General features: G+C 65.2%; 12 protein-coding genes and 1 riboswitch. Of the genes, 5 read left to right on the forward strand and 7 right to left on the reverse strand.

Annotation, left to right across the window (positions count from 1 at the left end):
• Positions 1–2 precede the first annotated feature (2 nt).
• Both K8P10_RS14360 and K8P10_RS14365 read right to left on the reverse strand, forming a co-directional pair.
• Positions 3–563, reverse strand: a complete 561-nt coding sequence (locus K8P10_RS14360; protein ID WP_224779567.1) for a YbhB/YbcL family Raf kinase inhibitor-like protein — start codon at positions 561–563, stop codon at positions 3–5.
• Positions 564–904: 341 nt separating this feature from the next.
• Positions 905–1,201: a metal-sensitive transcriptional regulator gene (locus tag K8P10_RS14365; protein ID WP_224779568.1), complete on the reverse strand. Its 297-nt coding sequence runs from the start codon at positions 1,199–1,201 to the stop codon at positions 905–907.
• 600 nt (positions 1,202–1,801) lie between these two features.
• Here K8P10_RS14365 and K8P10_RS14375 point away from each other — a divergent pair.
• Complete coding sequence (locus K8P10_RS14375; RefSeq protein ID WP_224779570.1) at positions 1,802–3,235, forward strand: rhodanese-like domain-containing protein; 1,434 nt, start codon at positions 1,802–1,804, stop codon at positions 3,233–3,235.
• A gap of 220 nt (positions 3,236–3,455) precedes the next feature.
• On the opposite strand, the gene K8P10_RS14380 is transcribed toward K8P10_RS14375, so the two are convergent.
• The 4 genes from K8P10_RS14380 to K8P10_RS14395 form a co-directional block, all read right to left on the reverse strand.
• On the reverse strand, positions 3,456–3,839 hold the full coding sequence (locus K8P10_RS14380; RefSeq protein ID WP_224779571.1) for a hypothetical protein: 384 nt from the start codon (positions 3,837–3,839) through the stop codon (positions 3,456–3,458).
• A complete protein-coding gene (locus K8P10_RS14385; protein WP_224779572.1) occupies positions 3,836–4,657 on the reverse strand; it encodes a MerR family transcriptional regulator in 822 nt (273 codons plus the stop codon). The genes K8P10_RS14380 and K8P10_RS14385 overlap by 4 nt, the downstream gene beginning before the upstream one ends.
• A gap of 40 nt (positions 4,658–4,697) precedes the next feature.
• Positions 4,698–5,201 carry a GyrI-like domain-containing protein gene (locus K8P10_RS14390; protein WP_224779573.1) on the reverse strand — a complete coding sequence of 168 codons (504 nt, stop codon included), beginning with the start codon at positions 5,199–5,201 and terminating at the stop codon, positions 4,698–4,700.
• Positions 5,202–5,508: 307 nt separating this feature from the next.
• Positions 5,509–6,216, reverse strand: coding sequence for a Pr6Pr family membrane protein (locus tag K8P10_RS14395; protein WP_224779574.1), 708 nt, complete (start codon positions 6,214–6,216; stop codon positions 5,509–5,511).
• Positions 6,217–6,356: 140 nt separating this feature from the next.
• On the opposite strand from K8P10_RS14395, the gene K8P10_RS14400 reads away from it, so the two are divergent.
• From K8P10_RS14400 to K8P10_RS14415, 4 genes are all read left to right on the forward strand, one after another.
• Complete coding sequence (locus K8P10_RS14400; protein WP_224779575.1) at positions 6,357–7,145, forward strand: FadR/GntR family transcriptional regulator; 789 nt, start codon at positions 6,357–6,359, stop codon at positions 7,143–7,145.
• Positions 7,146–7,223: 78 nt separating this feature from the next.
• Complete coding sequence (locus tag K8P10_RS14405) at positions 7,224–8,210, forward strand: rhodanese-related sulfurtransferase (RefSeq protein ID WP_224779576.1); 987 nt, start codon at positions 7,224–7,226, stop codon at positions 8,208–8,210.
• A 7-nt stretch (positions 8,211–8,217) separates the two neighbouring features.
• Positions 8,218–8,311, forward strand: a riboswitch (TPP riboswitch).
• Positions 8,302–9,843 (forward strand): bifunctional hydroxymethylpyrimidine kinase/phosphomethylpyrimidine kinase, encoded by a 1,542-nt coding sequence (locus K8P10_RS14410; protein ID WP_224779577.1) that lies wholly within the window; start codon positions 8,302–8,304, stop codon positions 9,841–9,843. It overlaps the preceding riboswitch by 10 nt.
• A gap of 79 nt (positions 9,844–9,922) precedes the next feature.
• Positions 9,923–10,732, forward strand: a complete 810-nt coding sequence (locus tag K8P10_RS14415; RefSeq protein WP_224779578.1) for a carbon-nitrogen hydrolase family protein — start codon at positions 9,923–9,925, stop codon at positions 10,730–10,732.
• Between the two features lie 26 nt (positions 10,733–10,758).
• On the opposite strand, the gene K8P10_RS14420 is transcribed toward K8P10_RS14415, so the two are convergent.
• Entirely contained in the window at positions 10,759–12,762 is a 2,004-nt protein-coding gene (locus tag K8P10_RS14420; RefSeq protein WP_224779579.1) for a M13 family metallopeptidase, read from the reverse strand.
• Positions 12,763–12,860 lie beyond the last annotated feature (98 nt).

Consider the following 12,860-nt stretch of genomic DNA (forward strand, 5'->3'; position numbering starts at 1 on the left):
CATCACCCTGCGGCGTCGAACGCTCCGGTCGCCACGATGATTCCGCGACCGATCACGGCGTCGCGCATCGTGAAGCCCAGCACAGCGGGAGTCGACTGCGGGTCGAGATGCAGGTGCTCGACGTTCAGCGCGTGCACCACGAACCAGTAGTGATGCACACCGGTCCCCTCCGGCGGAGCGGCACCCGTGAACGCGGGTTCGCGCAACTCGTTCGGCAGCGTGAGCGCCCCCTCGGGTAGTTGTGCCTCCGCTCCCGGCGATCCCGCCCCCGAGGGCAGCGACGTGACATCGGCGGGAATGTTCGCGACCGCCCAGTGCCAGAAGCCGGACCCGGTGGGTGCATCGGGGTCGAAGCACGTCACAGCGAAACTGCGCGTCTCAGCCGGAAACCCCGACCAGGAGAGCTGCGGAGACCGATTCGCTCCACCCGCACCGGTCGCGTAGACCTCCGCCGGAAGCGGCTCACCATCCTCGATGTCGGTGCTCGTCAGCTCGAAGGCCGGAGCGTCGGGAACCGCGGCGAACGGATCGATCGGTCCGTGGGCTGGGTGGTCCTGCGTCATCGCTGCTCCCTCGTCGTGGCGTGACCCCAGCCTAGGGAATGGGACAGAACAGCACCAGTGCGCCAGTCTATCCGCCAGTCGATCCTCGAGGAGTCACGCTCGGCAATGCCCGTGTCCGCCGCACTATCTCGAGATCGCCGCCGACCAGGCTGCAGAGGAGCACCTGCACGACCCCGAGCTCGCTCATCCAGGAGGGCCACCGCGACGGTCTTCCGTGACATCTCGCCGGGCACAGTGACGCGTTCCGGATGGCTCGGCGATTCCTCCCATACTCGAAGTTCCGCGCAACTCTCCCTCATTCCCGAAACAAATGATCAGACTGGCCGCTCCAGGAAAATGGATCAAGCAAGCGAGAGGAAGAGCTTCTCAAGCTCATCAGGCCCTGGAGCATCTGCAGAGTCCGGGTTCGCCAGGCACTCTTTCAGCGAGGACGAGATGACGAGGAAACCGGCCCTATCAAGGGCCTTGGAAACAGCGGCCAGTTGCTGCACCACCTCACGGCAGTCGGCATCTGACTCGATGGCTCCAATCACCGCCGCCAGCTGACCCTGCGCGCGACGAAGCCGATTCACAACCTTCCGCTTAGCCTCCGGGTCGTGCCCGTAGGTTGCGGTCTCATGCCGCTCTTCAACGCTCATCCCGGCTCCTCTTCGCTTGGCCTGCGGTTGACAACCATAGTACCCCCGGGGGTATATTGTCCTCACAATACCCCCCAGGGTATTTGGACACCAGGAGCGAGAGGACCCAACATGTGCCGACCCGTGAAGTGCCGCACTTGCCACAAGACCACCTGGGCGGGCTGCGGTCAGCACGTCGACATGGTGAAAGCAAGCGTTCCGTCCTCGGAATGGTGCAACGGCAAGCACGCCGCAAGCGAAACAGCCGCCGCCGAAGCAAATCGGAGTGGCTTCTTCGCACGCCTCTTCGGCCGCTGAACAACACACTCCGGAACGGGAGGACACGGTATAACGTTCGGCAGAGTCGAGACCAAGGCGCAGGAAGAGCCACCGCTCACTTTCGCATCACCTCCATTCCGACGCTGACGGCCTCCCTCGACGACATCCTCGTCTTCGCACGGCCCGGGCCATTCCCGGCCCCGGGCCACCGCCGGATCCACACCTCGCGACGCTCATCCGGAACGTCTGCGAACTCGACATGGACCACGTGCACAAGCAACGAGCCGAAAAGAATCTCGCGCAGCACCCTGTGCACCGAGAGAAACAAGAGGAGAACACATCATGCTGTTGGAACGCATCTATGACGAGGACCTTGCCCAGGCGAGTTACTTCATCGGTTGCCAAGCCGATGGGAAGGCGATCGTGGTTGACGCGCGTCGTGATATCGATGTGTATCTAGAACTCGCCCAGAAGAACAATATGACCATCGTCGGTGTCACCGAGACCCACGTCCATGCCGACTATCTCTCCGGCACCCGTGAGCTCGCGCACCGCACCGCAGCGCCGATCTACATCTCCGATGAGGGTGGACCCGACTGGACATATGGAACAGAGTTCGACAACGGGCCCGCGGGTGCGGCCGTACGCATGAGGCACGGTCACTTGATCCGCCTGGGCAACATCACCGTCGAGGCGGTGCACACGCCGGGGCACACCCCCGAGCATCTGTCCTTCCTCATCACAGATGGGGCGCTGACCTCAGAGCCCGGCTTCATGCTCACCGGAGACTTCGTGTTCGTCGGCGATCTCGGCCGCCCTGACCTGCTCGACGAAGCCGCTGGCGGTATCGACACCCGGTTCCAGGGGGCGAAAGACCTGTACGCGAGCCTGCGCGACCGCTTCCTCACTCTGCCCGACTACGTACAGGTGCTTCCCGCGCACGGTTCCGGCTCGGCATGCGGCAAGGCGCTCGGCGCGGTCCCCGCCACCACGGTCGGCTACGAGCGCCATTTCTCGTGGTGGAGCAACTACCTGCAGAACGACGACGAGCCGGGCTTCATTGATGAACTACTCAGCGGTCAGCCTGACGCCCACGCATATTTCGGGCGCATGAAAACGCAGAACCAGGTCGGCCCCGCTGTTATCGGCAAGACCCCGGCGCTTCATGAATACCGCACGGAGGAACTCGTCGAGGCCCTCGCGGAAAATGCTGTCGTCTTCGTCGACACCCGCCACAACTCCGAAGTCCATAGAGGGACTGTCGAACGTTCTCTCAACATTCCGGGCGTCGAGAAAGCCGCCAGTTTTGGGGCATGGGTCTACAACCCCGAAGTCGAGAACCGCCCACTCGTTCTGCTAGCAGCCTCCCGAGAAGAAGCGGAAGAGTTCAGTAACCACCTCGTACGCGTCGGCATCGACAGCGTACGAGGATTCATCACCTCACTCGACACACTCGAGCTTGCAATCCCGAAGATCATCCAGCCCGAGGAACTCGATGGCTTCGACAGTGCGGTTCTACTCGACGTACGCAACAAGACCGAATACGCCGATGGGCACATTCCCGGTGCGACGCAACTGTCGGGTGGCCGCGTGATGTGGCATCTGGACCAGCTGCCACCGAAAAACGCCGGAACGATCGTTTCCTACTGCCAAAGCGGAGTCCGCAACAGCGTTGCGGCAAGTGCACTGCGCCACGCCGGGTACGACGTCGCCGAACTCAACGGCAGTTACCTTGCCTGGTCGACCGCCATAGGCAACAAGTCCGTCACGGCATAGGAGCGCGGCGTCTGATGCCCTCCCTGAGCAACCGGAAACGATACGGGCCAGGTTTCGGGTCATATGGGTTTCGGTTGACACTTTCGGTGGGTCGAGATCCGCGACATTTCGGGGTGTCGCTCGCGCCCTCATAAGTGCACCGAAAACGTTCGTTTCCGGCGCGCTCTCCGGCGCGGTCACTCGTGACATTGCTCAACTCAATCCGAGTAGATCTTGAGAGTCAGGCAGGGCTCTCGAGAATGTACGATCGAGCCTGCTTAATCCTGGCGGTTTTCGACGTGCTTGCGAACCTGAACACATGGCTGAAGTGGACCCGTCGTGAGCCAGCATTCATGAAGCCATCGCAGGAGGCAAGTCGTCCGTGTGTGATGATCGAAGTGACTTCGAGATAGTCGGGCAGGTGATCCAAAACGAAGGGGATAACTGAGTCCTCTTCGGTGGCGTCACCCCGTCCGACGACGTTCCACTCGGCGTCGGTAGCTAACCATTCATGCATCGCCTCGGTATCGCGTTTGGCCCAGCTGGTGACGAATTCACCGACGATGGTGATCCGTGGGGCATTTCCGCAGTCTGCGGGAAGGGCAGTCTTCATGAGCTTGGTCATCTCTCGTCAGTGGTGACCGGCAACGCGACCTCGCACCGTGGCACCGAATTTCGATTGTCTGGTGTGTAGATCTCTCGTGGCGGTCCAGCGGGTAAGAGACCGAGTTGGCGTGTACGTGCTTGGACCGCCTCGAATGCGGTGAGGATCCTCGGGAACTGAACGTCCTCCGAGAGCACTTGCGTGAACAGCTGTAGGTGTTCAGTCTCGACTCGGTGGGCGCGCGTTGCGTCGTGCAGCGGCACGCAGACCTCGATGGGTCCGTCGGACTCCCAGCCAACTTGTCCGTGGTAGATCACGAAGGGTCCACCGCTCGCGCCGCCACGTCCCTCAGCGAGTTGGAAGAGTCGAGCCGCGCTAGAACGAATGACATCAGGTAGGTCCCGGGCGGAAGTGTGCCGGGTTGATGCGAGGACTGGGCACTCCGGCACGGTTCGCAACGACACCTCGAATCGTGAAGCTCCGAGCTGGCCGTCTCCGGCTAGAGACCCTTGTGTGACCGCATGCTCCACGAACCGAGCCAGAGATTGGCGCCGTGCGTGCTGTTCAGCTTCAGCCTCACGATAACGCGCCACAAAACTGGCGCGTTCGTCTTCCGCCAAGCTCAGCAGGACCCGGATCTGCTCGAGCGGCATTTCGATCCGCCGGAGCATGGTCACCAAACGTGCGACCTCGATCTGTGCGGGACTGTACTTGCGGTAGCCGTTGGAAGGATCGACGGTGTCCGGGGAGAGGAGCCCGTTCTGGTCATAGAGCCTGAGAGCTTTCGGCGACAACCATGTTGACGCTGCAAACTCTCCAATCGTCATCAGGTCGCTCATGCCCCTCCTCGTGGCACAGCCTATCGAGGGATCAGAACGTTCAGACTGTCTTGAAAAGCAGATCGGTGACCCACTTGGTGGGGTCCGGTTCCTGCGAGGGATCGGTGAGGAAGTGCTCGGCGTAACCGGTCCACAGTGTCCCGTTGTCATCCTCTCGGCAATCGAGGCGATGCCCATGCTCTTCGGCCCACTTCTTCATCTCCTCGTGCGCTCCAGGTATGGCGTCGGGCGCGCCAACGTGATGACCGATGACATAGGTGCCTGCCGGGAGCTCACCGAGGACAAGACCATCGGTGGGCTTTACTGGGGCAGCGATCGGAACTGCGACGGTGAGATCCACGATGTCATCGGAACTCCCGACGTGCCGATGGACGTAGAGCGGGCCCCCGAGCGGCGCGATACCGTGCTCTTCCAGCCACTGATAGACCTTTGGGATCGCATCGTTCGGGCCGTCAGGAGCTCCGAACTCCGAGGGGCGAGCGCTGAAAGTAGCGCCGATGTACTGGACTGCCTGTCGATCTTCGATCGCGATATCGAGCGTCATGTGGGATCACGTCCTTCTTTCGGTGTGCTTTTGAGGGATCTTGGTCACACTCACACCCAGTGAACGCCTTCCCTCAAGGGGAAGGTCAAGCGCTCTCCTCATTCGGATCAACTGACTCCGCTGCATGGACCGGAAACGATCGCTTTCGATGGGTGCTGGGTTCGTACCTCATCCTGGCGCTGCTGCGTCAGGGACGCCCACGGACTTGACCGCCCATGCCTCAGGAAGCGAAATCGCTCGATCGACTTCGGCGACGAGTAGCGCTTGCGCTACCGTGGGCTCATCGTTGAGCTGCGCGCATGTCCGTTCACACTGATGGTGTGCCGCTGCGATCGGACGGTACCGACGGAACTGCGGCCCCTGTCTGCGCGTCGTGAAGCGCACTCGGCGTCTTCGAGTCGATGAGGCGGTAGATCAGTGCAAGCACAGCAGCGACCGCGAGGACGAGCGCAGCGTTCAGTAGCGCCGTTCCCAGGCCGATCTTGGTGACGTCAAGGAATGGGTACGGATACCAATCGGTGAACGCTCCCTGGGTGAAGATGTAGACCAGCCACGCGATCGGGAGGACGAACGCGCCGGCGACGGTCGACCAGCGAAAGCGTCGGCGTGGCCCGAAGATCAGCCATCCGGCCACGGTCGCCCATGGCGAGATGTAGTGAAACCCGATGGACGCCGCGAGCGCCCAGCCGGAAAGTTGGAGTTGCGGCGCAAGGATGACAGCGTAGACGATGCCGGTGATCGTGATCGCGAGCAGCGCGTTCAATCGGGCTATTTCCCACCAGATCCCGCGACGCATCGGGTGAGCGACGATCAGCAGACACACGACCAGCACGGCAATATTGCTTTCAATGGTGAAGAAGCTGAACAAGCGCCACAGCCGTACCGGGATACTCACTGCTGTACCGCTCTCCCCGGAGTTGGCGTCCGCTCCACCGGAGAAAACTAGGACCAGCTGGATCACCAGGGCAGCCAGGATGACGGCCGCGATCGCGCTATGCCACCATCGGGATGCCACGAACCAACCCCTGCTCGACTGACTGCACATTCCGCCATTGTGACGCACCTGCTTTCCTGAGCGCGATACTGCAACCCCAGGAGCAGTGTCGGGAGCGCGACCTATACTGGGGGTTCGGCGACGAGCAGCGGGAGGCGTTGATGGCCATCACCACGGGATCTGAGCGGGCACGCGCCACTCTGGCGTTCCTCCGACGGAAGATCACGACGGGCGAGTGGGCGGTCGGTGAGCGCATCCCGATCGAACCCGAGCTGGCCGAGCAGACCGGAGTCGGCCGCTCGACGGTGCGCGAGGCCGTGCGATCGCTCGCGAGCATCGGCATGCTCGAGACGCTCCCGGGCCGCGGCACGTTCGTGCGCTCGTCCGCACCGACGAGCACCCTGCTCAACGAGTACCTCGCCGACTTCACGCTCGAGGAGATCCTGAGCTACCGGCGAGCTCTCGAGGTCGAGGCAGCACAGCAGGCCGCACTCCACCGCACCGATGAAGACATCGCCGCACTCGAGCAGGCGGCGGCCACCGAGCTCGGCTGCACCCGGTGCCCGGTGCTCGGACTCGTGAACGAGGACGCCGACACGGCGTTCAGCAGCCGATTCCACCGTCTCATCTTCGACGCGGCCAAGAACCGACTCCTCGCCTCTCTCTACTCGGGCATCAACGATCAGCTGCGCGCCCCCGAGCACCGAGGTCGGCTCGCGAACGTCGCCACGGGCACCGAAATGGAGCGGGATCACGCCCTCATTCTCGACGCCATCAAGAGCGGCGACTTCATCGATGCCGTCCACGCGATGGTCAACCACGTCGACCACGACGTCGTCATCGTCACCGCTGAACACGAAGTGGTGCCCCCGCTCGCCCGGACCCCCGAGCAGCAGCAGCGCATCGCGAACGCCTCCGAGCACACGGCGAACGCGCTGAGTGACGCCTGACCCGTCGGCGACTGACCCGTCGACGTCACGGCCGGGGAGCCGGAGCAAGTGCCGAGGCAGGGCGAATACCATTGACGGGTGAGCGAGTCGAAGATCCTGCTGTACTACGTGTTCGCACCGGTGGCAGACCCGGAGGCGGTGCGGCTGTGGCAGCGTGAGCTCTGCGAGTCGCTGGGGCTCCGGGGCCGCATCATCATCTCGCCCCACGGCATCAATGGCACCGTAGGCGGCGAGCTCGACGCGTGCAAGCTCTACGCAAGACGCACCCGCGAGTACGGCCCCTTCTCGGGGATCGAGTTCAAGTGGAGCGACGGCACCGGGTTCGCCGACGACACCGCTGAGCCGCTCCACGGCGTCGACCGACGCGCCCCCTGGCGCCGCTCGCGGGACTTCCCTCGACTCAGCGTGAAGGTGCGCGATGAGTTGGTGGCGTTCGGTCTCGCCGATGAAACCCGGGTGGACGCGAACGGCGTGGTGGGCGGCGGCACGCACCTCAGCCCGCAGGCGGTGAACGACCTCGTCGCGCAGCGGGGTGACGACGTCGTGTTCTTCGACGGACGCAACGCGTACGAAGCCGCCGTTGGTCGTTTCGAGAACGCGGTCGTTCCCGCCGTCAGCAGCACGCACGGGTTCATCGAGGAGATCGACAGCGGTGCGTTCGACGATTTGAAAGGGCGTCCGGTCGTCACCTACTGCACCGGGGGTATCCGCTGCGAGATCCTCTCCGCCGCGATGGTCGAGCGCGGCTTCACCGAGGTGTACCAGCTGGACGGCGGCATCGTCCGCTACGGCGAAGCGTTCGGCAACGAGGGGCTGTGGCACGGGTCGCTCGCCGTGTTCGACGGCCGCGAGACCGTCGACTTCGGGGGCGAAGAGGGGGACCCCGCCGAAGTGGTCGGGCGGTGCGCGGTCTGCGGATCCGGATCGAACACCCTCGTGAACTGCGCCGATCCCTCCTGCCGGGCCCGATTCGTCGCCTGCCCTGAGCACCGGGACGAGCGCTGCACCGAGCACGGTGGCGCCGCCGACGCGAGCCCCGAGACAGCGGCCAACGCTCTGCGCTAGACTCGCCCTCAACGACACGGGGTGCCGCACCAGCGGCTGAGATCACACCCGTCGAACCTGATCTCGTTGAGACGAGCGGAGGGATGTCGCAGTGAGCGAACCATACGTCGATGTTGTCAATGTGCTCTCGATTGCCGGGACCGACCCGACTGGCGGGGCCGGAATCCAGGCCGATCTGAAGGCCATCGCCGCGAACGGCGGCTACGGGATGGCGGCGGTGACCGCCCTCGTCGCCCAGAACACCTGCGGGGTGCGGGAGGTGCATGTTCCTCCCGTCGCATTTCTGACGGCGCAGCTCGACGCGGTCTCCGATGACGTGCGCATCGACGCGGTGAAGGTCGGCATGCTCGGTACTCCCGAGGTGATCACAGCAGTCGCCGACTGGCTGGAGCGCACCCGCCCGCCGGTCGTCGTCATCGACCCGGTCATGGTGGCGGCCAGCGGCGATCGCTTGCTCGGCACCGAAGCGGAGGACGCGCTCCAGCGAATCCTCCCTCTCGCCGACCTCATCACCCCGAACCTCCCCGAACTCGCGGTCATCGCCGGCGGCCCCGTCGCCGAGTCCTGGGACGCCATGCTGGAGCAGGCCGGTGCCGTCGCCGCTCTGCACGGAGTCCGGGTGCTCGCGAAGGGCGGTCATCTCGCAGGATCGGCGTCGCCCGATGCACTGGTCGACCCCGCGGGCGAGGTCGTGGCGTTCGAGGGAACGCGGATCCGCACCCGCAACTCCCACGGCACCGGCTGCTCCCTCTCCTCCGCCGTCGCAACTCGGATCGCCCGCGGTGACGACTGGGCGGCGGCCATCGGGGAGGCTCGCATCTGGCTCCGTGAGAGCCTCGCTGCATCGGACACCCTCGACGTCGGGCGCGGCAGCGGTCCGCTTCACCACTTCGCCGGTCTCTGGAGGCGCGGCGACGTCGACGGGGCGGCGGGAACCGCGGACGACATCCGCTCCGAGTGGTGGAACGCCATCGCCGACATTCGTGCAACGACCGACGCCCTGCCATTCATCACCCGGCTGGCTGCGGGCACCCTCCCGCGCAGCGCGTTCCTGGAGTACGTCGCGCAGGACTCCATCTATCTCGGCGAATACGCCCGGGTGCTCGCGCGGCTCTCGACCCTCGCTCCGGATCCCGCCGCGCAGCGATTCTGGCTACACGCGGCGCAGGGGGCCCTCATCGGTGAGCTCGAACTGCACCGGGACCGTCTCGGCGGGGCTCCGATCGGAGCCGCATCCGCAATCACGACGGGGTACACGAATCACCTCGTGGCATCCTGCGAGGACGGGTACGCCGTCGCCGCGGCGGCAGCGCTCCCCTGCTTCTGGATGTACAGCGACATCGGCACCCGGCTCTTCCGCGGCGAGCTCGGGGCGTTCGCGCGCGACCCCGAACACCCCTACGCCGAGTGGATCGCCACCTACGACGACCAGGCCTTCGCCGCGGACACCGAGTCCGCCATCGCACTCGTGACGACGCTCGCGTCAGAGGCCCGGCCGGCTCTTCGGGGGCGCATGTGGCAGGCGTTCCTCGCATCCGCCAGGTGGGAGCACGACTTCTTCGGGCAGGTGGGGATCGCCGCGGGGCCCTCGGACGTCACACCAGATCAATCACGCCTGCTCCCCGCACGGTAGGGGTGTGCGACTTTCCGCTCATCCCGGGATAATCGGGAGAGACCTGCACGACCCCCGTCGATCGAGAGGAACCCTCGACATGACCGACCCCACCATCTCCGTCGCCCAGTTCGCCGCAGGGACCGATGTGGAGGAGAACCTCGCATCCTGCCAGGAGCTCATCGCCCGAGCTGCTGCGACGAGCCACCTCGTGGTGCTGCCCGAGTACTCGATGTACGCCGACTTCGAGAAGACGCAGCCGGATCAGAACCACTCCGAGCCGCTCGATGGGCCGTTCGTCACGGCGCTGCGCGACTCGGCGCGCGAGCACGGCATCGCTGTTGTCGTGGGCATCAACGAGTCCGACCCGGACGACGATCGAGTGTCCAACACCCTCGTGGCCCTGTCGAAGACCGGCGAGCTCACGGGCGTGTACCGAAAGATCCACCTGTACGACGCGTTCGGGTTCCGCGAGTCCGACACCGTGATCCCGGCGAACATCGAGTCACCGCTCGTCTTCGATGTGGAGGGGGTCCGTATCGGCGCTGCCACCTGCTACGACCTGCGCTTCCCCGAGATGAGCCGCTGGCTCGTCGACCAGGGGGCCGACGTGATCGTCCTCCCTGCCGCGTGGATGGCCGGGCCGCTCAAGGAGCAGCAGTGGGACACGCTCGTGCGCGCCCGCGCGATCGAGAACACGGTATATGTCGCGGCCTGCGGGCAGACCGCACCGCGCTGCTCCGGGCAGAGCATGATCGTCGACCCGATGGGCGTGACGGTCGCCGCTGCCGGTGAGCGCGCGATGACGGTCGCGAGCGCCAGGATCGATCCTCAGCGCATCGCCGACGTGCGGAAGACCAACCCGAGCCTCGAGAACCGGCGGTTCACGGTCGTACCGCGCACCGCGTAACCCTGCGGGTGAGTTCGGCGCGTCGTCTACCAGATCGAGACGCGCTCGTCAGGGTCCATCCAGAGGGCGTCACCCGGCTGCGTGCCGTAGGTCTCGTGGAACGCGTCGAGGTTCCGCACGATCTGGTTGCAGCGGAACTCGTTCGGCGAGTGCGGATCGATCGTCAGCAGCCGCACGGTCTCGGCGGGCCGCGACGCCTGCTGCCAGGCCTGGGCCCAGGAGAGGAAGAATCGCTCGGCGCCGGTGAGCCCGTCGATCACGGGTGCTTCTTCCCCATGCAGAGAGCGCTGGTACGCACGCCACGCGATTGCCATGCCGCCGAGGTCACCGATGTTCTCGCCGATCGTGAGCTCCCCGTTGACGGTCTGTCCGTCGGCGCCCTCGGGTGAGAGCGCGTTGTACTGGTCGATGAGGGACTTGGTGCGCTGCTCGAACGCGGCTCGGTCTTCCTCGGTCCACCAGTCGGTGAGCTTGCCGTCGCCGTCGTATCGCGACCCCTGGTCGTCGAAGCCGTGGCCGATCTCGTGCCCGATCACGGCACCGATCGCACCGTAGTTCGCGGCCATGTCGGCGTGCTTGTCGAAGAACGGCGGCTGCAGGATCCCCGCAGGGAACACGATCTCGTTGAACCCGGGGTTGTAGTAGGCGTTGACGGTCTGAGGCGTCATGAACCACTCGTCGCGATCGATCGGCTTACCGACCTTGTCGAGCTCGCGGCGCAGCTCGAACTCGGCGACCCGCGCCGAGTTGCCGAGCAGGTCCCCCGAGTCGACCTGCAGCGACGAGTAGTCGCGCCACTTCACCGGGTACCCGATCTTTGGCACGAACTTCTCGAGCTTCTCGAGCGCGCGCTGCTTCGTGGCGTCGCCCATCCAGTCCAGCTGGCCGATGGATTCGCGGTACGCGGCGATGAGGTACTCGACGAGTTCATCCATGGTGGCCTTCGCCGTCTCGTCGAAGTGGCGCCCGACGTAGAGGCGGCCGACGGCCTCGCCCATCGATCCCTCGACGAAGGACACGCCGCGGCGCCAGCGGGCGCGCTGCTCGGTCGCACCGGTGAGCGCGGTGCCGTAGAACTCGAAGTTCGCACGCGAGATCTCCTGCGACAGGAGTGCCGAGGCGCCACGGACGATCTGCCAGATGAGCCAGGCCTTCCACGCCTCGAGCTCCTCCTCGACGAGGAGCGAAGCGAGCCCGGTGAGCGCGTCGGGCTGACCGGCGACGACCTCCGCGAAGGCGTCCTCCGAAGCGCCGAGCGCCGTCAGGTAGCGCTTCCAGTCCAGTCCGGGGGTGAGCTCCTGGAGCTCGACGAAGGTGCGCAGGTTGTACAGCTTCTGGATGTCCCGGCTCGCGACCTTGTCCCAGTGGTGCCCGGCGATCCGCCGCTCGAGGTCGTAGGCGAGTTCGGCGAGGCGATCCGGATCGGCCGTCTCCGCGGCATCCAATCCGGTGTCGGCGGCGACGAGCTGCAGCATCCGCGCGATGTGGGCGCGGTACTGCTCGCGGATCTCGGCGAATTGGTCCTCGCGGAAGTAGGACTCGTCGGGCAGCCCGATACCGCCCTGCATGACGAAGACGATGTAGCGGCTCGGGTCGCCGGGATCGTTGTCGACGCCCATGCCGAAGAACCCGCCGAGTCCCTCGCGCTCGAGCTCGCCGACCAGGGTCACGAACTCGTCGACCGAGGTGACGGCGAGCGCACGTGCAATGTCGTCAGCAATGGGACGCGCACCCAGCGCATCGATCCGCTCGGTATCCATGAAGCTCGCGTAGAGCGCGGCGACCTTGTCGGCCTCGGTCTCCGCCCCGGCTCCGGGCGCGGGCGCATCCGTTCCCGTGATGATGTCGCGGACCGCCTCCTCGGCGTTCTCGGCGAGGACCGCGAAGGACCCGTACCGCGCCTTGTCGGCGGGAATCTTCGTCCGCGCGATCCACTTCCCGTTCACGTGCCTGAACAGGTCGTCCTGCGGCCGGACGGCCGGGTCGAGTTCGGAGCTGTCGATACCTGAGGTGGGCGCTGCTGAGCTCATGCGAACACCCTACCGGGAGCCCCTGACCGGACGGCCGTGCGACCTGACGGGAAGCGTCAGCAAACAGTAGACATCACGAATACTGCTTGTATACACTA

The organism is Leucobacter sp. Psy1, assembly GCF_020096995.1.
Taxonomy (GTDB): domain Bacteria; phylum Actinomycetota; class Actinomycetes; order Actinomycetales; family Microbacteriaceae; genus Leucobacter.